Here is a 22,126-nt window from a genome sequence, read left to right on the forward strand (position 1 = left end):
GAGAAAAAATGGAAAAACAAGAAAAAATAGTTCAGATGTTTAACGACATCGCGCCTACCTACGACCTAGCAAACCGCGTGCTAAGCATGGGCGCGGACGTGAGCTGGCGCAAGATCGCGTGCAAAACGGTTTTGTCAAATTTCAAAGACTCAAGCGTAAATATCGTAGACGTCGCATGCGGCACGGGCGATATGATGGGCTTTTGGCAAAAGACGGCGGGGGAGTTTAACGCAAAAATCGAAAATCTAATCGGCGTCGATCCCTCAAGCGGTATGCTAGCAGTCGCTAAACAAAAATTTCCCGAGTTTAAATTTATCGAGGCACTAGCGACTCAAACGACGCTTGATAGCGGCTCGGTGGACGTGCTAAGCATCAGCTACGGCATCAGAAACGTGGTCGAGCGCGAGGCCGCTCTAAGAGAGTTTAACAGGGTGCTAAAAACGGGCGGATACGTCGTAGTGCTAGAATTTACTAAGCGCAAAAAAAGCGGGCTTTTCGCGAGCGCTCGCGACTTTTATCTAGGTAAAATTTTGCCTAAGATAGGCGGCTTTATCTCCAAAAATCAAGAAGCCTACGAGTATCTGCCAAACTCGATCGAGAGCTTTTTAGACGCGGCTAGCTTTGCAGACGAACTTGCTAGCGCTGGCTTTGAGATGCGCCTTTGCAAGAGCTTTTCGATGGATATTTCTACCCTTTTCATCGCGCAAAAGGCGCGTGAGTGCTAAGCGTCAGCGAGCTAAACGAGCAGGCCAAAACGCTGCTTGAGACGACGTTTTCCTACGTCGAGGTAGAGGGCGAGATCTCGCGGCTCGTTAAACACGGCTCGGGCCACTGGTACTTCACGCTAAAAGACGAAAAGGCCGCGATCTCGGCGGTCATTTATAAATTTAACGCCACCAAGCTCAAATTTGACGTCGCAGACGGTATGAAAGTCGCTCTCTACGGCAAAATTTCGCTCTACTCGCCAAGCGGCAGCTATCAGTTTATAGCAACCCTCATACGCCCAAGCGGCGAAGGCGAGCTCGAGCTTGCATTTAAACAGCTAAAAGCGCGGCTTGAGAGCGAAGGGCTTTTTGATATCTCGCGCAAAAAACCGCTACCTAAATTTCCGCGCAAGATCGCGCTCGTAACATCAAAAACATCAGCCGCGTTGCAAGACATGCTGCGTATCGCTTCGCAGCGCTGGGCGCTGGCGGAAATCATAATTTTTGACTCGCTAACGCAAGGCGAAACCGCGCCCGCCTCGCTCATACGCGCGCTAAAAAGAGCGGGCGCCAGCGGTGCTGACGCGATCGTGCTCGCCCGAGGAGGCGGCAGCAGAGAGGATCTGTGGTGCTTCAACGACGAAAATCTAGCCCGCGAGATCTACGCGGCGCGCACGCCCGTGATCTCGGCCGTTGGGCACGAGATTGACTACGTGATCAGCGACTTTGCGGCGGACTTTCGCGCTCCGACTCCAAGCGCGGCGATGGCTGCGCTACTGCCCGATGTGGGCGAGCTAATGCAAAGCATAGACGGGCTAAGCGAGGCGGCGGACGCGGCTTTCGTGCGCGTTTGGGAGCGTAAATTTAACGCTCTAGCGATGATGAGAGCGAGATTTTCTCAGGCGAGCCTAACGCAAAAAATCGCTCGCAAAGAGCAAATTTTGCTAAATTTACGGCAAGCTTTAAACGCCGCCGTGCAAACCAAACTGCTCAAATTTGAAAACGCGCTCAAGCTCGCTCGCGCTGCATATGCGCAGCAAGAGTCGTTTTTCGCGCAGATTTCAAATTTCGTCCGAGTGCAAAAAGACGGCAAAACGGTAAATCTAAGCGAGCTAAAACCGGGCGACCGCATCGCGCTAAGCTCGGTAAACGCAAGCAAAGAGGCGGAAATTTTATAATCAAATTTGACCCAGCCGACGCCGCGGCTTAAGTTTTTAGGCAGGTTAAAAATTTTTAAGCTAAAAATAGTAAGATAATAACGCAAATCAAAATTTAAAGGAGCGATATGAAAACGAACGTAAAATTTTTACTAGCCGCGTGCGCTGCGATGCTGATAACCGGCTGCGCGACAGAGCGATCTCGCGTAGTCGAAACGCCAAAAGTTCAAACCCTAAACACCGCCTATCAAGGACAAAAGATCGCCGTCTCGATCGGTCGCTTTAGCAACCAGTCCTCATACCAAAACGGCGTATTTTCAGACGGCGAGGACAGACTAGGCAACCAAGCCCAAACCATCCTCATCTCAAATTTACAACAAAGCGGGCGCTTTTCGGTGCTTGACCGCAGCAACATGCGCGCCATCAAAGAAGAAAGCGCGCTAAACAAAGAGGCGCAAAACATCAAGGGCGCAAGATACGTCATCACGGGCGACGTGACGGAGTTTGGCCGTAAAACAACTGGCGATCACCAGCTTTTCGGGATACTTGGCAAAGGCAAAACCCAAACCGCCTACGCGAAGGTAAATCTTAACGTCGTGGACGTGAAAAACTCCGAGGTGATCTACTCCACTCAGGGTGCCGGCGAGTATGAACTATCAAATCGCGAGGTGCTGGGCTTTGGCGGAAGCGCTGGGTATGATTCTACGCTAAACGGCAAGGTGCTAAGCCTAGCCATCATCGAGGCCGTAAACAACCTAACGCGCGGGCTTGAAAGCGGCGCTTTTAACGCGAAATAAGGATAAATTTTGCGCTTTAAAACTCTAGCCAATTTCGCGCTCGCCTCCGCCGCCGCCATGCTACTCTCGGGCTGCGCGGACGACTCGCCTAGGCAGCTATACTACTGGGATGGCGCCTACACGAGCTCGGTCTACGAGTACCTAACCCAGGAGGGCGACGCGGGCGCGCAGATCGCCGCACTCGAGGAGAGCCTGCAAAAAGCCTATCAAAGAGCCGCCAAAGCTCCGCCCGGACTACACGCGCATCTAGGCTTACTCTATCTTTCGCAAGGAAACGGGGCTAAATTTAAAGCCTACGTCGAAAAAGAAGCCGAGCTCTATCCCGAGTCGCGCGACTACGCGATGTTTTTGCTAAATCAAAATAGCAAAACTAAAGGCGCGGCGGTCAAAACTGCGGCAAATTTGAGTGAGCAGACGAAGGAAAAATCAGGCGCGAGCGAGTCAAATTTAAATGACAAAAGCTCAAATTTAAGCGAGCAAACAAGCAAGCAAGATTTGAAAAAAAAGCAAACAAAACCAGCCAAAACGAGCAAAACCGCAAAAGGAAGCCAAAATGAAAAATAAAATAAAATCGGCGCTTCTTTGCGCGTTTGCAGTGCTGTTTTTGGGAGCGTGCGCAGGATCGCAGCCCGAGGTTTACGACTATTCGGCGTTTTTACAGACTAAGCCTCGCTCGATCGTCGTCATGATGCCAACCAGCGACTCAGCCGAGATAAAGGCCTCCGCAGCGGTGCTGGCAAACGCGCTCTATCCGCTTAGCGAGGCGGGGTATTACGTATTTTCGCCCGCACTCGTAAACGAGACCTTTAAAAACAACGGCATCTACGACGCAGGCGAGATCGCGCAGATCTCTACGTACAAGCTAAAGCAGATATTCGGCGCCGACGCCGCGCTCTACCTTAACATCGCCGACTACGGCACCTCGTATATGCTCATTAGCAGCGTCACGCGCGTGAGCGTAACGGCGACTCTAGTAGATCTAAACACGGGCGCCGTACTCTGGCAAAAAAGCGCCACCGCGGCAAACGACTCGGGCGACGGCGGCGGCAACCTCATCGGCATGCTAGTCTCCGCGCTAGTTAAACAGATCGCCGACTCGGTCTCGGACGCGAGCTTTGATCTCTCTGCGCGCGCGGACGCGATTTTGTTTAGCACCGATTGCAAAGACTGCCTGCTCTACGGCCCGTATTCCCCGCACTACGGACAAGATCGACAGCTTGGCGGCGGCAAATAAATTTAAAAGGACGAAAATGAAACTAGCCGAGGCGCTGATACTGCGCGCCGACATACAGAAACGCATCGAGCAGCTAAAATCAAGGCTCGCAGATAACGCAAAGGTGCAAGAGGGCGAGAAGCCCAGCGAAGAGCCTAATACGCTACTGGCCGAGCTAGACGCACTCACAAGCGAGCTTGAGCGCCTGATAGTTCGGATAAATTTAACCAACTGCACCGCAAGAGCGGACGGCAAGAGCCTAACCGAGCTGATCGCCAAACGCGACGTACTCACGCTAAAAGCTGGCGCGCTGCGGGCTTTCGCGCAAGCTTCTGCGCAAAAAGTGGATGTTTATTCTCGCAGCGAGATTAAAATTTTAAGCACGGTCGACGTCGCGGCGCTGCAAAAGCAGGTGGACGAGCTAGCTAGGCAGATCAGACAGCTTGATACGACGCTGCAAGGCGCGAACTGGCAGACCGATCTGATCGAAGGCTAAAAGCGTAAAATTTAAATTTCGGGTAAGTATCGCAAGAGGCGAGTATAAAAAAATATGGCAGCGCTCGCGGAAACGGCGCACCCCTTTTACGATTTATTTTCAGTAAATTTACAAGGGCAATGTAACTACGTAATGTAACTACCGCGTACTGATCTAGCGATACCCAGGGCGGGAACGGGGAAATTTTAAAACGAAATTTTAATTTTAACGACGCAGCTTGCTGGCTCGCGGCAAAATTTAGCGGCGATTTTGGCGGGTTTGACGATCAAATTTTGCGTTAAATTAAGGCGCGCTTGCTATTTTGCATTTGACCCGTCTGGCGTTAAATTTTACAAAAATCATAAAATTTAGCCAAATTTAAAGGATGAAATTTGAAATTTAAAACCCTTGCGCTAGCGGTCGCGTTTTTCTTTGCGACCGGCGTAAATGCAGAGCTTGCGACAGAAGCGAATTCTATAAATTCCAAAACAACGAGCGGCGCGGAGCTAAATCTAGCGGACGCAAAAGACGCCAAATTTCAACGCGCGCATTTTAAAAACGCAGATACCGCGGCGCATAGCACAAACTCATCGCAAAAAGTAACCCTCATCGACGAAGCGAAAAATTTCTACCGCGTGGACGAGCTGCTGTTTCGCAGCGCTCAGCTTGACGGAAGCTACGCCGCAAAGCTGCACGAGCTTGGCGTCAAAAGCATCGTAAATCTGCGCCATTTTAGCAGAGGCGGCGACAGAAGGGCGTTTGGGGATCAATTTTGGCTCGCGAACAAGCCGCTTCAAAGCTGGGAGATAAGGCCCGCGCAGATCGCGGACGTCTTGCGCACCATTCGCGAGCGCCAAAAGGAGGGCGCCGTGCTTGTGCACTGCTATCACGGAGCCGATCGCACGGGGATTGTGGTGGCGATGTACCGCGTGATCTATCAGGGCTGGAGCCTGGATGCCGCGCGCAGCGAGATGATAGACGGCGGATACGGCTTTCACTCCATGTGGCAGGATATCGCGGGCTTTTTGACGCCGCAAAACGAAGCGCTCGTAAGAGCCGAGCTTGGAATTTAGACGAAATTTCGCCCGTTAGATCAAACGGTGGCGAAATTTGCGTTCAACTTTTAGCAACGCTAAAACCAAATTTGATGACGGTATCACCGGTATATTATAAACGCGATAAATTTAAAACAGAAAATTTCTAAGAGACCTTAAAGTAGTAAAATTTATATCGTGAAATTTGACGCATTTCCATCCGTCAAAATACGCTCATCTCTGCGGCATGCGTATCGCAACCAAAATCGGCTAAATTTTAAAGGCCCGATTTGCGCTTGCGGCGACGGGGCGCGTAAAACGCCGCAAATATCAGACAAAATATCCGTAAATTTAGCCGAAACGCAGTAAAATTCGAGCGGCAAATTTAGCAAAAGGAGTGATCGTGGAAAATTTATTGTTAGCGCAGCTGCGCGAGGCACTACCGCAGGGCATGCACGTACCGAGCGAGACCCAGGCGCTTTATGCGTGGATCGAGGCAAACGGCTTTTATGACGACATTGGCGGGCGCAGACGCGGCTATCTCTACCCGCAGGATCGGCTACGGCAGAGCTGGAGCGACGATGAGCGCGAGGGCGGCACGGACATCGTATTTTTCACGGATGAGCCGAAAAATCGCGACGAGGAGCTAAGGTATTGGTTTTACGGCGAGGATCGCGAGCTTGCCGCGGAGATCAAGCAGCGGCTTTGCGTGTTCGCAGGCAGCGGCTCGGAGGGCTCGATGTGCGCGCTGTGGCTGGACGATGCAGGGGAAACAAAGATCGTGCATATGGGCTCCGGCTCGGGCTCGACGATGACATGCGTTTTGGCTCATAGCGGGCTTGATTTTTTGCGATTGCTTGCGATTGGATACGATGAAATTTGCTGGGACGAGGATTTTAGTGCGCCGCCAAACAGCGAGAATGACGACTTTATCGTGCATCCAAACCTGAAATTTCAGCAGTGGGTAACGGAGACGTTCAAAACGACGATCCCGCAGACCGCGCTTGAGCTCGTCACTCCCGCGCATCTAGACGACGAGAACCCGAGCGATGAGTTTTTGATCTGGGTAAATCGCGTCGCGAAGTGAGGTTTAGTATGATTTAAGTAGGTTAAGATGCAATATATCGCTGTTTTGGCACTACCAAAGCTCTTGCGAGTATAATTTATTCTTGATAAAAGCTCGCTTGCAGGATCAAAAACAGCGGCAAATTTTATCGGCATAATCCCGAATTTAATTCATTATAAAGCTATAAACGAGAGAAAATTTAGCTCGCCAAAAAAGCGAGCAAAAAGCTTAATGGCGGCAGTTTTGGCAGTCCTTCACGGTTACGAGCACATTCATCTTTTCGATGAAATTTCCGAGCTTTCTTTCTAAATTTTCCTTGTACTCGCTCAGCGCCTCGCAGAAGTTATAGTCCTCGACGTGCCCACAGCTCTCGCATACGACGTGGATGTGCGGATAGCTAAAGATATCGTAGCGCGCCTTTTGGTTTGGCATATTGACCTCGACGACGAGCCCCTCGTCCTTTAGCATATTTAGGTTTTTATACACCGTCGCGAGCGATACGGACGGGTTTTCAGCACAGATCTCTTCGTAAAGCTCATCGATCGTCGGGTGCGTGTGGCGGTCGAGGATCTTGAGCACGCTGAGGCGCTGCGGGGTGGCTTTGAGGCCGTGAGTTTTGAGAAGTTCCATATAGTTCATAATTTTTCCTGATATTTTTTACTAAATATACAAAAATTTTATTTAAAACTTCTTTATAGTTGGTAATATAAATTATTATTTACTAAAATTTATGTCAGTTTTGGGTTTAAATTTGCACTTTTTATAAATTTTGGCGTGATTCTTGAAGTCAAATTTTGATTTTTGGGATTAGTGTGTTCTGCTAAATTTGATCTTTTGTTTTAATTAAATTTGCCCGCATCATTTAAAGGTAAAAGCAGCAAGACCGAGCGTAAAAGGTGAATTTAGCTCAAATTTGTACCTTTTATGCACAAATACTCTCGCCAAAACGCACAAGAATGCTTCAGCTCAAATTTGATCCGTCCTCTGGGCTAAAATTTTCTCGCAAATGCTTGCCGTATCGATACCAAGAGCCTTTTCAACGTCGGCCGTAGCGCCGTGCGGGATAAATGCGTCGTCAAACTCAAAGCTAACGATGCGTACGTCAAAAATGCACCGTTCCTGCAAAAACGCAGCCAAAATCTCGCCTACGCCGCCCTTTTTTGCAGTATCGGAAAAGACGTACCAAATCTTATGCCTGCGCGCGAGCTCTTGTAAGAGTTCGCCGTCAAGCGGCTTAACAAACACTAGATCAACGAGGCTTGGGTCAAATTTGCCGTCCGTTTTTTTAAGCAAAATTTTGCGCGTGGCATTTGCCTTGCCCGCGGCGTTGCCGTAAGCGATAAATGCCGCTTCGCCGCCGCCTTCGACTAAAACTTCGCCCTTGCCGAGCTTTAGCTCTCGCGCCTCAAATTCACCCTGCGCCAGCGAAAAAGCTCCGCGCGGATAGCGAAAAGCGCAAGGCCCCTCGTGAGCGTAGGCGTAGCGCATCGCGAGCCTAAAACTATCGGCACAGCGAGGCGCGAAAATCGTCAAATTCGGGATCAAATTTAGATAGCTCACGTCAAACGCGCCCTGATGCGTCTCGCCGTCCTCGCCGACGATGCCCGCGCGGTCCATCGCAAAAACGACATTTAGATTCATGATCGCGCAGTCGTGCACGACCTGGTCAAACGCCCGCTGCAAAAATGTCGAATAAATCGCGATAAAGGGCTTAAAGCCCTCCTTAGCCATCGCGGCCATAGAGGCCACGGCGTGCTGCTCGGCGATCGCGACATCCCAAAACCTATCCGGAAATCTCTCCATCAGAGCGTCTATACCCGTGCCAGTAGGCATCGCGGCGGTTACTCCGACGATATTTTTATGCTCGCTCGCTAGCTCGGTCAAATTTTCCGCAAATAGCGCGGTAGCCGATTTGGCGGCTGGTTTTTTGATAGCCTCGCCGCTTTGCAGATCAAACGGACTCACGCCGTGCCAGCTGGCTAGATGTCCCTCGGCCTTTTCGTAACCTTTGCCTTTTAGCGTCTGAGCGTGCACGACGACGGGCTTTTTCATCCCTTTTGCGACGCTAAAAGCCTCGATGAGCGCCTTCACGTCGTGGCCGTTTACGGGACCGATGTACTCGAGCCCCAGCTCCTCGAAAAACATCCCGGGCGTAAAGATCCTGATACCCTCCTCCATCCTGCGCGCCATATACGCGGCGCCATCCGGCATATAGCTTAAAAATTTCTCTACGCGGCTTTTAAACTTCTGATACAGCGGCCCGGCCATCATCTGCGAGAGGTAGTTGCTAAAGGCGCCGATAGGCTTGCTGATGCTCATTTCATTATCGTTTAGGATGATGACGCAGGGATTTTTGATATCGCCTAGCTCATTTAGCGCCTCGTACGCGATACCCGCGCTCATCGATCCGTCGCCGATGAGGGCCACGGGGATGCGATCCTCGCCCTTTAGTTTGATCGCCTTTGACGCGCCGACTGCTAGCGAGATAGAGGTGGAGCTGTGACCGGCGATAAAGTAGTCGTATTTGCTCTCGGAAGGCTTGGTGTAGCCGCTGATACCGCCAAATTTTCTAAGCGTGTCAAATTTATCCCAGCGTCCGGTGATTAGCTTGTGCGCGTAGCTTTGGTGGCTAACGTCAAATATAAACGGATCTTTTGCGGCGTCAAAAACATAGTGCATCGCGACGATTAGCTCGACTGCGCCGATGTTTGAGCTAAGATGCCCGCCGTTTGCGCTGACGGTTTGTAAAATTTTATCACGGAGCTTTCCGCAAAGCGCTTCGAGTTCCTCCATGTTCATAGATTTTACGTCTATCATTGTCCTATTATCTTTTTGATTTTTTCTAGTCTGGCTTCGATCGTGCCCTCGAGGTTGCCCGCGTCGCTAAGCACGATCGCTCCGCCTGCGCTGATGGCTTCGTCGGCGGAGATTTTGACGTTTTGACCGGAGAAATTTTCTTTGATAAACTCGTAATCTTTCGGATTTACTTTAACCTGCACCTCTTTGGCGTCTTTTATCTCGCTAAAAAGCTCTTTACATATTGCTGCGGCGATGTTTGCCGAATTTAGAGAAATCTCTTTTTTTACGACCTCTTTGGCTATATCAACTGCGGTAGCGGGCAGCTGCGCTTCGCTAGATGCGATGAGGCTTTCAAATTTAGCCGCCTGCTCCTCTAGCTTATTTATCGAGCCAAGATACCTGCTCTCAAGCGCTCTTAGCTCCTCGTCAAATTTAGCCGCCGCCTCGTCTCTACCCTGCTTTATGCCGTCCTCTTTGGCGCGCTGGATCTCGCTTTCTAGGCGTTTAGCAAATTCATTTTCTTGATTTTCGATTTGCATTTGCAGCTTTATCATACTGCCGCTCATTTCGTCGGTGCGCTTCAAAAGCTCCTCGATGAAGCTTGATTCAGGCTTAAAATGCGCGCTTTGCTCTTTTGCGTCGTTTAAATTTGAGCTCTCTTGCTCGCCGTTTAAAGCTCGCTCACCTTTATGTTCTGACGCGCGGCGAGTCCCGCTCTCGTGAGCCGCTTGCGCATCATCGCTTCTTTTTTCCTGACCTAAAATTTTAAACCGATAGTTTTTTACGAAGTGCTCTTTTGAGCGCTCGTTTGTTATTACGCTACTTTTCATTCTATCATCTCATCGCTTTCGCCTATTTGGAACGCCCCGCTTTCGGCTAGGGCCTGAACCTGCTCTACTATGCGGCGCTGCGCCTCTTCGACGTCTTTTACGCGCACCGCTCCCAAAAACTGCATTTCTTCTTTAAACGAATCGCTGGCGCGCTGAGACATACTGGAGAGAAATTTATCTCTCAATGCGTCGCCGCTGCCTTTTAGAGCGACCATGAGGTCTTTTTTATCGACGTTTTTAAGTATTTCGCGGATAGCTGCTTGATTGAGGGTGTTAATATCCTCAAAGGTAAACATAAGCTCTTTGATCGTCGTAGCGAGCTTGTCGTCGACGTCCTCGATATATTCGATCGTAGCTTTGGACGCCTTTTGTCCGAGGCGGTTTAACACCTCCGCCACGGCTCTCGGGCCGCCGACTTCGACCTTGTAGGACGTGAGGCTCTCTAGTTTGCCCTCTAGTACCGTTGAAACGCGTTTGATTATAGACGGGCTAATGTCGCCCAAATTTGCCATTCTCACGACGACCTCGCTTCTAAGCTCGTTATTAAAAAACGAAAGCGTCTCGGCTGCGCTGGTTGAGTCCATATGCGCCAAAATAAGCGCGATAGTCTGCGGATGTTCGTTAACGATAAAGTCTGCAAGCTGCTGAGGCTTGACCTTAGTAAGATAGCCGAAGCTCTTTGTGTTTTCCATGCTTTTTGCGAGCTTGTCGAGTATCTTTTGCGCGGCTTCAGGACCAAAGGTGCGGTATAAAATTTCTTTCGCGTACTCTAAGCCGCCGCTTCTCATATACTGATTTGACTGCATGAGAGCGTAAAATTCTTCTAAAACCGCAGCAGCTACGCTTTTGTCGGTACTCTTTGCGGTAGCTATATAGCGCGAAATTTCGGTTATGACGTCAACCTCCATATGCGAAAAAAGCAGAGTCGTGACATCTTCGCCTAGCTGAATAAGCAAAATAGCGACCTTTTCGGGCATCGAAAGGTCGTCGTAAATCATCTTTTGTTGTTCATTTAACTTTATTGCCATTAAAAGTCCTTACGGTTGCTAAAGTCAGAATCGTTTTTTATCATATCTTGAAGCAATACGGCTATCTCTTCGCTGCGATCTTGAACGACTAGTTTCATCTTTTCTAGTAATACATCGTAGCGCAGGTCGTCCTCGTTAAAGTTATCTCCGATACCCAGTTGCTCCTCAACCTTTTTCCTAGCTGCTTGAAATTTCTCCAGCGTATCTTCGCTATCCTCAAGCTGAACCTCGTTTTCGGATAGATCGATCTCTTCTTCTTTTACGTCCTCAAGCATTTTGGTCATAAACGGCGTAATGACTTTCTTGTAGAATACATATAGTAAGATCGCTACAAAAAGATACTTTAAGATAGGTAAAAACGGCACTATGTAAAGCTCGAAAAAGGACTGAACTTTGCTAGCCGGCGTCTGTCCGTCTTGACGCTGGAACTCAAAGTTACTAACAGTAACCTCGTCGCCTCTGTTTTGATCAAAGCCGATAGACTGGCGAATAAGAGCGTCTATACGCGCTAGCTGCTCTTTATCAAGCGGTACGTAGGCTATTTCGCTAGTTGGATTTCCTTTTTCGTCTTTTTTATTTTCGTATTTTCCATCCACGACGACAGCGGCGCTTAGGCGGTTTATCTTAGCAAACTGATCCTTGACGCGCTCGACTTTTTTTGAGATTTCATAGTTTGTCGTAGATGAGCTTTTTGAGTACAGCTCTTTCATTTTACCGTCTTGCAGGCCTTCGACCGGACCGATGTTACTTACGGCTCCCGGCACGCCTTGCACTTCGGCTTCTTTACTGCCTTGGCGTTTTTCTTCGACGTTTTGCTCGCTTCTAGCTACGGAGTTTGGATCAAAGGTCTCGCTTTGGCTATCTTTTCTAGCAAAGTCAAAGTCTATCGTTACTTTGGCTACGACCTTATCCGAGCCACCCACGATAGGCGATAGGACGTTTATGATTTTTTCTTCGAGATTGTGCTCGGCGTCGCGTTTGTAGCGGATTTGTTGCGTGATCTGATCGCTATCGTATTCGCCGTCCTCCTCGCCAAGCGGCACTCCGTCTTGACTTACGATTTTTACTTGCTCGGGTTTTAAATTTGCCACCGCTGCGGCGACTAAATTTTTAATGCCCGTGATTTGTTTTAAATTTAAGCTCTGCCCGTCTTTTAAATTTAACACGATAGACGCACTTGGCGGCGTGGCTCGCTCGGTAAAAATCGTTTCTTTGGGTATCGCGATACGCACGATGGCTTTATTTATCGGCGCTAGACTTTCGATCGTACGAGCTAACTCGCCCTCTAAAGCACGCTGAAATTTAACCTTTTGCTCGGCATCCGTCGCGCCAAATTCTTGCTTATCGAAAATCTCAAATCCGACCTTACCGTCCTTTAAAATCCCAAGCGACGCGATCGAGATCCTCTCTCGGTAAACGTCTGAGTTTGGCACCAAAATCGTGCCCTCGTTTAAAATTTTATACTTTACCTTATCTTTTTCAAGCTGCTGGATTATCAGCGCAGAGTCTGCGGCGGAAGTGTTTTCAAAAAGTACGCTATAGCCGTCGTAGTTTTCGTTTGAGCTTTTGTGAATGCTCAAAAACACTAAAAAACCGACCACGAGCACGACCGAGCCTGCGGCGACTAGGCGCTGCCTTAACGAGAGGTTGTGATAGACCTGTCCGATTTGTTGAATTGCGGTTTTGAAATCCATTTACTTTAAATTTCCCCCAATTTGTTTTAAAACTACGTCGTTTTGACTAGGCAGTCCGATCGTTATGCGAACCGCGTTTAATCCGTAAGCTTTTAGATCACGTAAAATTATACCTTTTTTTAACAGATTTTGAGCAAGCTCGCTAGCGCTTTGACGCTCAAACTCAAAAACGATAAAATTCGTAAAGCTCGGCAGACGTTTTATGCCGTGCTTATCAGCAAAATCTTCATATTTTTTCATCTCTTCAAAATTCGTCTCAAGCGTCATTTTTACGAATTCTTCGTCTTTTAGCGCTTCTATGGCCGCTTTTAGGCTAAGCGTCGTTATATTAAAAGGTGCTCTTAGTTTGCCCAGCTCGCTCATCACGCTTACTTCGCCGATGCCGTATCCTACGCGCATACCGCCAAGACCGTAAGCCTTAGAAAACGTGCCTAGATATATCGCGTTTGGAAATTTAGCTATGAGTCCCTTCGGCTTTATCTCTTTTTTCGCGTCTTTAAATTTAGCAAACTCCTGATACGCGCCGTCGATAACCACGAGCGTATCGGCGTCAATCTGCTCTAAAAATTTATAAATTTCCTCGGCGTCTAGGCAGCCTCCTAGAGGGTTATTGGGCACGCATAAAAATATCACGCCGATCTCGTCTTTGTTTGCCTTGTAAATTTGCAAAAACTCGCTTAAATCATGCTCTTTGCTCTGGGTTTTAAATACCTTTGCGCCCGCTGCTTTAGCGTAAATTTCATACATCGCAAATGTTATGCCCGCAGTTAAAATTCCCCTCTTTGCGTTTGCTTTTGCGTGCACGGCAAATTCTATTATCTGATCGCTTCCAGAGCCTATTACGATAGATTTTTCGCTAACGCCGAATTTACTAGCTAGCACGGCCTTTAGCTCAAAGTAGCTATCGTCGGGATAAAGATGCATTTTATTTACTATCTCGCTGACCGCTTTTACTACCGCAGGACTCGTGCCATACGGGTTTTCGTTGCTGGCTAGTTTGATGACGTCTTTGGCGTCGATGCCGTATTCGCGCACGACGAGCTCGATAGGTTTGCCCGCCTCGTAGCTCACTAAATTTGCCAAATTTTCGTTAAATTTCATCTCATTCCTCCCACGCGACGTAGCTTCCTAGCCATGCGATCTCATGGCCGTAGCTTATCGCTTTTTGTATCGCTTTTTGGACGTTGTCGTCGTCGATGTGCCCCTCGAAATCTATATAAAAATTCGCTTTAAATTCGCGCTGTTTTATCGGGCGGCTCTCTAATTTGGTTATGTTTATACCCTCGTCTCTAAAGGCTAGTAATAGCTCCACTAGCCCGCCGGGGCGGTGCTCGGTCTTTGCTAGGATTGATGTTTTGTTTTTTTGCGCGCGCTCGTTTTTAAAATCGCTTAAGATAAAAAATCTCGTGCGGTTTGCAGCGTTATCCTCGATCGTCTCAAACAAAATCGGCACGCCGTAAAGCTTGGCAGCGATCTTAGAGCAGATAGCGGCCGAGTTTGGCTCGCTACTAGCTAGTTGCGCGGCCTGTGCGGTCGATTTTGCCGGGATAAACTCGACTGCTGAGAGCATATGATCGTCCAAAAATTTGCGGCACTGATTGTAGCCTTGCGGGTGCGAGTAGATGCGTTTAATATCCTTTAAATTTTCGCACTTGCTCGCAAAAATATGGTGGATATCCATGTAAATTTCAGCCACGGCCTTGACGCTATCAAACCGCCCGAGGCAGTCTAGCGTCGCGCCCACCGCGCCTTCGGTGTTGTTTTCTATCGGCACGACGCCGTATTTGGCCTCTTTGTGCTTTAGTTTGGTAAAAACCGCCTCGATGCTAGCTAGCGGCAAATACGCGCTCATTGCGCCGAAACGACTCTCTGCGGCTTGGTGGGTGTAGGTGCCCTCAGGCCCTAGATATGCGACTTTTTCGGGCATCTCGAGGTTTCTACTGACGGCAAAAATTTCAAGATAAATCGCCTCGATCGCGGCTTTATTTAAAAATGTGGAGTCCTGCCCCTCGAGGCGGTTTAGGATCGCTCTTTCGCGCTCGGGGCGGTAGATCGCACTGCCGCTGGTTTGCTTTAGTTCGCCGATCTTTCTCACGAAATTCATGCGCTCGTTTAGGCGCTTTAGCACCTCATCGTCGATCTTATCTATCTCGCTTCTAAGGTCGTTTATGTTTTGCATTTTCGCTCCCTAGCCTAAAAATTCTCGCTCCAGCGCCACTACATCCTCAAAGCTCTCGCGGCGTCTTATCAAAAAGTCTTCGCCGCCTTTTACCGCAACCTCCGCGACGCGCCCACGAGTGTTGTAGTTGCTGCTCATGGCAAAGCCGTATGCACCTGCTGATTTGATAACGACGAGATCGCCTGGGTTTAGAGGCGGTAAATTTCGGTCTTTTGCGAGGAAATCGCCGCTCTCGCAGATCGGTCCGACCACGTCGCAAGGGCTAAATTTGAGCTCCCGAAGTTGCTCGGTCTTACACTCGCAAAGAGTCTTGCCGCCGCTAATAGCAAAAATTTTATGCCAAGCCTGATAGAGACTCGGACGGATAAGGTCGTTCATCGCGCCGTCCACGACCACAAAGCGCTTGTTTTTATTAAATTTCTCGTAAAGAACGCTAGTTAGAAAATACCCCGCGTTGCCGACGATAAAGCGTCCCGGCTCGCAAACTACCGTAACGTCCAGGCCGCTTAAATTTGCCAAAATGCCCTGCGCGTATTCGTATAGATCAGGCTCGCTCTCGTCGCCGTAAACGATGCCTATGCCGCCGCCGACGTCAAAAAATTTGATGTCGATTTGCGCGGCTTTTAGCTCTCTAGTCAAATTTGCCACGATCTTTGCCGCTTCGATAACGGGCTTTATGTCGGTTATCTGCGAGCCGATGTGGCTATGGATGCCCACAGGCTCGAGATGCGGCGAGTTTTTAGCGTGTAGATACATTTTTTTCGCCGTTTGCAGATCTACGCCAAATTTATTTTCGTTTAGTCCGGTTGAGATGTAGGGGTGCGTCTTGGCATCGATGTCTGGATTTACGCGGATGCTGATGCGAGCGGGCTTGCCCAGCTGCTTTGCGATATCCTCCAGGCGGTTCATCTCAGCTTCGCTTTCTAAATTTATCATCAAGATTTCATTTTCCAGCGCAAATTTGAGCTCGTCGTCGCGCTTGCCCACGCCGCTTAAGATGATCTGATAGCTTTTAGCGCCCGCTAGCAGCGCACGCCTAACTTCACCCACGCTCACGCAGTCAAACCCGGCTCCAAGCCCGGCTAAAAATTTTAAAACGCTTAAATTCGAGTTTGCCTTAACGGCGTAGCATACGAGAGATTTTCTAGCGTGAAACGCGTTTTTTAGCGCTTCGTAGCGGTGTGCCATGTAGTCAAAATCGTAAACGTAAAGAGGGGTGCCGTATTTTTGCGCTAAATTCGTAAAATCCATAACCGACCTTGTTTAAAAATAGTTAGATTTTACAGAAATTTTGCCTAAATCTCTCTTAACGACTCCCAAAACGCAGATAAAAAGCGTAAGCACCAAGTAAAATAATCGGTAAAAGCACGCCGACCTCGGGCGAGACGACGCCGTTTCTAGCAAATCTCATCATCACAAAAAGCGCACCCCAGACGCAAAGCGAGGCGATTGTGAAGATAAAGCTTTTTAAGGCGAGATTAAAAAATCGTCCGGTAATCGGCAAAAAATAGTAAATAATGAGCACCATAAACGGCGCAAAAAAAGGCGCAAAAGCGAGGTTATAAAGCGTAGTTTTGGTCGAATTTAGCCCGATACCTTCGTCTTTAAACGCCAAAATATAATCCACTGCATCAGGAATCGTGATCGCCGAGCTCTCCGCTGACGCGCTTTCTATTGTTTTTGGTTTAAAATTTTCAAGCGTTTTTAGCTCGCTTGGCGTTTTGATATCAAGCCCCTTTTCGCCAAGCTTAATATTTTGCGGCAAATTTACGATTTTAGCATTTTTTAAAAGCCACGCATCGTCTATAAACTTCCCGCTTTCGCCAAAGGTAGCGCTGCGCAAGTTGCTGCTGTCTATGTCAAATATCCGCACGTCTTTTGCCTCGCCGCTAATAGGATTTAGGCTATCCACATAGACAAATTTGCCTTCGAATTTTAAGAAAATATCCGAACTCGTACGCGATAAATTCGAGAGTTTCACGATGTTTCGCCCATACTCGTAGGCGTAGGCAAAAGGTGTGAAATTTAGCCCGACGTAAATAAACGTGATGGCAAGCGCGATATAAAAAGGCGGCTTGATCAGGCGATTTTTATCGATACCCAGCGCGTAAAAACTAACTAGCTCGTTACTGCGGATCATGCTAAATTTGCTAGTTATAAGCGCAAAAATGAGCGCGAGAGGCAGAACGTAGTTTACCGCCGTGAGCGAGGTAAGGCCAAAATAAAGTAGCTTTAGGTTCGCGCTTGCGGGCATGTCTTTTAGGTTGGTTAGGATGTCGATGCCGATGTAAAAAAGCGTGAGCGCGACGAATAAAATCATGAAATATTTAAAATAAAGCCAGCCGACGTAACGCGCGTAAAGGTTCATTTGAGGCCTTTTAAATCAAATTTTGCGTACGCGGGGTGGCGGACAAGAGCGACGCTCTCAAAAGTATCAAATCTAAACAGCTCTGTTTTTTGAGTGAAATTTAATAAAAATACAGCTCTGGATAAAAGGCGAGTCTGTGAAAAAACCGTTTTTTTCGTAAATTTTATAAATTTGCTAGTAAAATTTTGAAGTAAATTTATAAAATTTGCGGTAAAGAAAATTTGGCGTACGGTTTTAAATTTATGTTTTAAATTTAACCGATTTTTTAGCGCTTTAAAAAGCCGCAAAATTTGAGAAACCGCAAAAGTCGCAAATACCAAATTTAACCCTCTCACAAAATACCTTTTTTGGTTGAGAATTTTTGCGAAACGGCGTCGATGTCGGTTTTTATAAGCTCATTTAGCGCGTTTTCACAGTAGTTCAAAATCTTTTCCAGCCCCTCTTTTTCCTCTGCGTTAAATTCGCCAAGCACGTGGCCGGTTACCGCGCTTTCGCCTTTGTGCGCGCTTCTACCGATACCGATACGTACGCGCTCGTAGTCTGCACCCATTAATGCGTCGATTGATTTTAGCCCGTTGTGTCCGCCATTTCCGCCGCCCTTTTTAAATTTAACGACGCCGAAATTTAGATCAAGGTCATCATGAATCACGATAATACGCTCAGGCTTGTAAAAATCTGCGACGGCTTTCACGCTTCGTCCGCTTAGATTCATAAAAGTAGTTGGCTTTAAAAAAAGTATATTTTGAAATTTAAACAGCTCGCCTTGAAATTTGGCCGAGCTTACATCCGTAAAATTTGAGTTTTTGAGTCTATCTATCAGCATAAAGCCGACATTGTGTCTTGTTTTGGAGTACTCGGGACCAGGGTTTCCCAGTCCGACTATGAGTATCAAGGGTAGCCTTATTTAGCTTTTATTACGCCTAGAACCGCTACGCGGTCAGCATCGATCATAGTAACGCCCGCAGGAACGGTTATATCGCGCACTAGGACAGTGTCGTCTATATCAAGACCGCTAACGTCTATGTCAAATGAATTCGGCAAATTTTCAGCCGTGCATTTTACGGCTAAGCGTCTTTTTGAGACGATCAAAACGCCTTTATTTTTTAGACCCACAGGAGTTCCGTAAGGTTTAACCGGGATCATATATTTTGAGACGACGCCTGGAAGCGCAACCTTTAAATCAACGTGTTTTAGCGCGTTTGTCACAGGGTCTTTTTGGTATTCGACTACTACGACTTTTAAGGTTTTTCCGCCTACTTTTACGTCAAACGCAAGGCTCTCTTTTTTGCGAACCTCTTTTATAAAATCATTGATTTTAAAAGCGGCCTGCACGTTCTCTAATCCCTTGCCGTAAATATTGGCGATTAGATAACCATCTCTTCTCAAGGCTTTTGACGCCTTTTTACCGATACTCTCTCTAACGATACCTTCTAACATCGTTTTCCTTTCTTGAAAAATAGAAGCCGATGATACCCAAATTTATATAAATTTCGCCTTACTTGATATCTTTGAGCGCAATAACTTCGCTTTGAAATTCTTTTAAGAGATCGGCGTCCTCTTCGATAGAGGCAACCATCGCTCTTTTTTTAGCAAGGTCGGCGCTCTTGATTTTGATATCGAGGTTTTCTCTTCTGCTAGCGCTTTTTAGCGCTTCTTCTTTTGTAATAATTCCCGAAGTATACATGTCAAGCAAATGCTGCTCGAAGGTCTGCATTCCGTATGTATTTTTACTTTGTTCTATCGCGTCGTAAATTTCGCTATCTCTATCTTCTAAGATCATATCTCTTATTCTTATGTTTTTTACCATTATTTCGCAAGCGACGCGGCGTTTGCCTGCCGTAGTTACGACAAGGCGCTGAGATATAATAGCCTCCGCAACCGAGGCAAAGGTCATCCTTATGCGGTTTTGCTCCTCTTTAGGAAACATATTTATGACGCGGCCGATAGTTTCTTTAGCATCAAGGGTGTGAAGCGTAGCAAGCACCAAGTGTCCTGTTTCTGCTGCATTTATCGCGGTTCTAACAGTCTCTAGGTCTCTCATCTCGCCTACAAATATAACATCCGGGTCCTCGCGCAAAGAGGCTCTTAACGCGTCGGCAAAGCTATCTACGTCTTGGCCGATACCGCGCTGATTTATTACGCTTTTGTCGTCATTGTAGATAAACTCGATCGGATCTTCGATAGTGACGATATGGTAGTTTTTCGTGTGATTTAGGTGATTTATCATACTAGCTAACGTCGTAGTTTTACCGCTACCGGTAGGTCCCGTTGCTAGGACGATACCTCTATTTACTTTATTGCAAAGCTTTTCAATAACCGGCGGCAATAAAAGCTCGGACATCGTAGGAATTTTCGTCGGAATCGTTCTAAATACGAAAGATACGCCATCCATCTGCAAAAAGACGTTTGAACGGAAACGGTAGTCGTCGTTTAATTTATATGTAAAATCCACGCTCTTTCTTTTCATAAGATTGTAATAATTCGCCCCTAAAATCTCCTTTGCAAGTAGTATCGAGTTGTCGTAATCTAAAATTTTATCGCCCATCGTAAATATCTCGCCGTTAAATCTACCGCGAACTACTTTGTTGGATTTTACATGCAAGTCGCTACCGCCAAGCTCGATAAGTTTTGCTAGATACCCATCCAGTATAACCTTCATTTCGGCTTTTTTTTCGTTCTCTTCGTCGCTCTGCGGCACCGTGGTTCTAATCGGCGTCCCGAAAGTTTCATCTTCCATACCGATGCCAAGCTCGGCTAAAAGCGCCGCCCTGTCCTTGTATTTAACCGGTCGCGCTTCAGGTTTTTTTAACGTATTTGTTTGGTTTTCTTGCTTATCGTTTATAGTTTGCGCTTGCGCCGCAACTTTATTTGCGGCAGTTTGCATTTGTGCGAAATTCGGCTCTAAATTTTGCGCTTGCGATTCGCGCAAATTTATGGATTCGTCGATATTTTTTTGCTCTTTATTTTGCCGATCGTCTCCAAAACCAACGTTTAAATTCGGCTGCGCAGGGATTGCGTTTATCTCGTTTTTGTCGCTGGCGCCATCGTCATTGATTGTGCCGATTTTATCCTCTATATCTTTATTTTCTTCATCTTGAACTATGCTAAATTCGTTTTGAAAAAAGTCTAAAATTTGATCCTTTTCGCTAGGGTGCTGTTGCATGCCGACCTCTTCTTGCGTAAATTTAATACCCAAATCATCCAAACTTACGTTATCTCCGCCAAATTTTATATCCGGCGTTTCATCGCAAATCGACTGTTCTTGCGCCGTAGCTTTCGTAGTCTCGTCAAACTCATCTTTTTTTGGCGACATCTCGTCCAGTGCGTCTATTTCGCTCAGTGCTTCGTTGATAGCTTGGAGATTTTCGCTTAACTCGTGTTTTTTTGCCTCCAAATCACCGGGCTCGATAAAACCGTCAAATTTGACGGTTTCCGCCGCTTCTTTGATTTTTACGGGCTCGTCGTCTATGGGTTTGAGCGCAGGCAGGTTCTCAAAATCAAAATTTTGTCCAAATTTAAACACGGGCTCATGATCGCTCAAATTTTTATCTGTAACTTCACCGATCTTCTGCTCATCTTTTTCAGATTTTAGCTCTATTATTTGCTCTTCTTGCGAATCTTCTTTATTTTTATCTCTTATTTTTTGTATATCGTTTTTTACCGCATTCGCTCTTAGATTTATGATACGCTCAAGTTCGTCGTCTTGAGTGTCAAATTTAATACTAGAACCGATAGGCTCGTAGTCCATTGCATCTTCTTGCTGCGACGAAGTAAATCTCAAAGGCTTCATTTAAGCGCTTTCATTATATCTTCAAATGCCGTCACAAACTGCTTTAAGCCGTCGTTTAGCAAGTCTTTGTAAACCTTCTCCATGTCTATATCGGCTCTTTTTACCACGCCGAAAAATTTCTCTATACTATCGTCGCTAACAGCTGTTTTTGGTTCGTTTTTGCCCGCCATAAAGGCCTTGATAGTATCAAGCGGGGCCGTATTTACCGCGTTTTGATACATAAGCTCTTTTACGTAATAATCCTTTGCCAACTCATCGCCCTTTACGCCCGTGCTAGCAAATAGCGCGCGCGTCGTCGGCAAGCTTCTGTTTTCTATGATTTTGTAAATTTTAGTCGCGTTCATGATGCCGATTTGACCCGTCGGTAGCGAGTTTTTACGCATTTTTTCATCTAGCAAGCGATCAAACCTGCTAACAAAAATGCTAATCACGCTTTTTGGTAGCGGCGTTAGCGGAAATTTTTTCTCATAAGCCTTTACGCCCTCTTCAAAAGCATCCAAACACGCTACGGCTTGCTCCGGCGAGAAAATTAGCGTCGCATTTACCGCGATACCGCGCGCGGTTAATGCGCTCATAGCTTCAAAGCCGGCTTTTGTCGCAGGGATTTTGATCATGACGTTTGGCATGCCGATTTCTGCGTGCAGTCTAGCGCCCTCATCCACCGTAGCTGCAGCGTTATCGCAAAAGCTAGGATCGACCTCGATACTAACAAACCCGTCGTCGCCGTTTGCGTAATGCCTCAAAAGCTTGGTCGCGGCTATCTTGATATCTTGCACCGCGAGCGCCTCGTAAAGCGCCTTTGGATATTTTTTGCTCATTTGGCCGATGACGTCCTTGTAGGAGTCCGACAAAAACGCGGCTTTAAAGATAGACGGATTTGAGGTCACGCCGTTAATCGCGCCGATTTGGAGCAAATTTTCAAACTCGTCCTGCAAAAAGTCGCGCTCGATAAAGTCACACCACAATGAAAAATTTATATCGTTATTAAACAT

22 protein-coding genes are annotated in these 22,126 nt (G+C 47.3%); 8 read left to right on the forward strand and 14 right to left on the reverse strand.

Going from position 1 to position 22,126, the window contains the following annotated elements; translation table 11 throughout:
* The first annotated feature begins 8 nt into the window (after positions 1–8).
* The 8 genes from ubiE (at position 9) to EE116_RS00600 (ending at position 6,467) form a co-directional block, all read left to right on the forward strand.
* On the forward strand, positions 9–725 hold the full coding sequence (ubiE, locus tag EE116_RS00560) for a bifunctional demethylmenaquinone methyltransferase/2-methoxy-6-polyprenyl-1,4-benzoquinol methylase UbiE (protein ID WP_122872783.1): 717 nt from the start codon (positions 9–11) through the stop codon (positions 723–725).
* On the forward strand, positions 719–1,882 hold the full coding sequence (xseA, locus tag EE116_RS00565; RefSeq protein ID WP_122872784.1) for an exodeoxyribonuclease VII large subunit: 1,164 nt from the start codon (positions 719–721) through the stop codon (positions 1,880–1,882). The genes ubiE and xseA overlap by 7 nt, the downstream gene beginning before the upstream one ends.
* A gap of 107 nt (positions 1,883–1,989) precedes the next feature.
* The gene (locus EE116_RS00570) at positions 1,990–2,658 is read left to right on the forward strand and encodes a CsgG/HfaB family protein (protein ID WP_002952372.1); all 669 of its coding nucleotides are present in this window, start codon (positions 1,990–1,992) and stop codon (positions 2,656–2,658) included.
* 9 nt (positions 2,659–2,667) lie between these two features.
* Entirely contained in the window at positions 2,668–3,222 is a 555-nt protein-coding gene (locus EE116_RS00575; RefSeq protein ID WP_122872785.1) for a DUF4810 domain-containing protein, read from the forward strand.
* A complete protein-coding gene (locus EE116_RS00580; protein ID WP_122872786.1) occupies positions 3,212–3,892 on the forward strand; it encodes a DUF799 domain-containing protein in 681 nt (226 codons plus the stop codon). Before EE116_RS00575 ends, EE116_RS00580 begins: the two co-directional genes overlap by 11 nt.
* Before the next feature lie 16 nt (positions 3,893–3,908).
* Positions 3,909–4,367, forward strand: coding sequence for a DIP1984 family protein (locus EE116_RS00585; protein WP_122872787.1), 459 nt, complete (start codon positions 3,909–3,911; stop codon positions 4,365–4,367).
* A gap of 371 nt (positions 4,368–4,738) precedes the next feature.
* Complete coding sequence (locus tag EE116_RS00590) at positions 4,739–5,419, forward strand: tyrosine-protein phosphatase (RefSeq protein WP_122872788.1); 681 nt, start codon at positions 4,739–4,741, stop codon at positions 5,417–5,419.
* Between the two features lie 364 nt (positions 5,420–5,783).
* A complete protein-coding gene (locus EE116_RS00600) occupies positions 5,784–6,467 on the forward strand; it encodes an SMI1/KNR4 family protein (protein WP_122872790.1) in 684 nt (227 codons plus the stop codon).
* Positions 6,468–6,674: 207 nt separating this feature from the next.
* Here the strand turns inward: EE116_RS00600 and EE116_RS00605 are convergent, their stop codons facing one another.
* From EE116_RS00605 to EE116_RS00670, 14 genes are all read right to left on the reverse strand, one after another.
* A complete protein-coding gene (locus tag EE116_RS00605; RefSeq protein WP_122872791.1) occupies positions 6,675–7,085 on the reverse strand; it encodes a Fur family transcriptional regulator in 411 nt (136 codons plus the stop codon).
* Between the two features lie 327 nt (positions 7,086–7,412).
* Positions 7,413–9,260: a 1-deoxy-D-xylulose-5-phosphate synthase gene (gene dxs / locus EE116_RS00610; protein ID WP_206159253.1), complete on the reverse strand. Its 1,848-nt coding sequence runs from the start codon at positions 9,258–9,260 to the stop codon at positions 7,413–7,415.
* Positions 9,260–10,075 (reverse strand): flagellar assembly protein FliH, encoded by an 816-nt coding sequence (gene fliH, locus EE116_RS00615; RefSeq protein ID WP_122872793.1) that lies wholly within the window; start codon positions 10,073–10,075, stop codon positions 9,260–9,262. The genes dxs and fliH overlap by 1 nt, the downstream gene beginning before the upstream one ends.
* Positions 10,072–11,103, reverse strand: a complete 1,032-nt coding sequence (gene fliG, locus EE116_RS00620; protein WP_122872794.1) for a flagellar motor switch protein FliG — start codon at positions 11,101–11,103, stop codon at positions 10,072–10,074. Before fliG ends, fliH begins: the two co-directional genes overlap by 4 nt.
* A complete protein-coding gene (gene fliF / locus EE116_RS00625; RefSeq protein WP_122872795.1) occupies positions 11,103–12,797 on the reverse strand; it encodes a flagellar basal-body MS-ring/collar protein FliF in 1,695 nt (564 codons plus the stop codon). The genes fliG and fliF overlap by 1 nt, the downstream gene beginning before the upstream one ends.
* Positions 12,798–13,898 (reverse strand): histidinol-phosphate transaminase, encoded by a 1,101-nt coding sequence (gene hisC, locus EE116_RS00630; protein WP_122872796.1) that lies wholly within the window; start codon positions 13,896–13,898, stop codon positions 12,798–12,800.
* A gap of 1 nt (position 13,899) precedes the next feature.
* The gene (gene pheA, locus EE116_RS00635; RefSeq protein WP_122872797.1) at positions 13,900–14,976 is read right to left on the reverse strand and encodes a prephenate dehydratase; all 1,077 of its coding nucleotides are present in this window, start codon (positions 14,974–14,976) and stop codon (positions 13,900–13,902) included.
* A 9-nt stretch (positions 14,977–14,985) separates the two neighbouring features.
* Positions 14,986–16,227 carry a diaminopimelate decarboxylase gene (gene lysA / locus EE116_RS00640; protein ID WP_122872798.1) on the reverse strand — a complete coding sequence of 414 codons (1,242 nt, stop codon included), beginning with the start codon at positions 16,225–16,227 and terminating at the stop codon, positions 14,986–14,988.
* A 55-nt stretch (positions 16,228–16,282) separates the two neighbouring features.
* Positions 16,283–17,344 carry an LptF/LptG family permease gene (locus EE116_RS00645; protein WP_122872799.1) on the reverse strand — a complete coding sequence of 354 codons (1,062 nt, stop codon included), beginning with the start codon at positions 17,342–17,344 and terminating at the stop codon, positions 16,283–16,285.
* On the reverse strand, positions 17,341–17,679 hold the full coding sequence (locus EE116_RS00650) for a hypothetical protein (RefSeq protein WP_122872800.1): 339 nt from the start codon (positions 17,677–17,679) through the stop codon (positions 17,341–17,343). Before EE116_RS00650 ends, EE116_RS00645 begins: the two co-directional genes overlap by 4 nt.
* Entirely contained in the window at positions 17,676–18,236 is a 561-nt protein-coding gene (gene pth, locus EE116_RS00655) for an aminoacyl-tRNA hydrolase (protein ID WP_122872801.1), read from the reverse strand. The genes EE116_RS00650 and pth overlap by 4 nt, the downstream gene beginning before the upstream one ends.
* 8 nt (positions 18,237–18,244) lie before the next feature.
* A complete protein-coding gene (locus EE116_RS00660) occupies positions 18,245–18,781 on the reverse strand; it encodes a 50S ribosomal protein L25/general stress protein Ctc (protein WP_002947279.1) in 537 nt (178 codons plus the stop codon).
* A gap of 58 nt (positions 18,782–18,839) precedes the next feature.
* A complete protein-coding gene (locus tag EE116_RS12550) occupies positions 18,840–21,134 on the reverse strand; it encodes a type IV pilus twitching motility protein PilT (protein WP_241091603.1) in 2,295 nt (764 codons plus the stop codon).
* Positions 21,131–22,126 (reverse strand): transaldolase, encoded by a 996-nt coding sequence (locus EE116_RS00670; RefSeq protein WP_122872802.1) that lies wholly within the window; start codon positions 22,124–22,126, stop codon positions 21,131–21,133. The genes EE116_RS12550 and EE116_RS00670 overlap by 4 nt, the downstream gene beginning before the upstream one ends.

Source organism: Campylobacter showae (assembly GCF_900573985.1).
Taxonomy (GTDB): domain Bacteria; phylum Campylobacterota; class Campylobacteria; order Campylobacterales; family Campylobacteraceae; genus Campylobacter_A; species Campylobacter_A showae_E.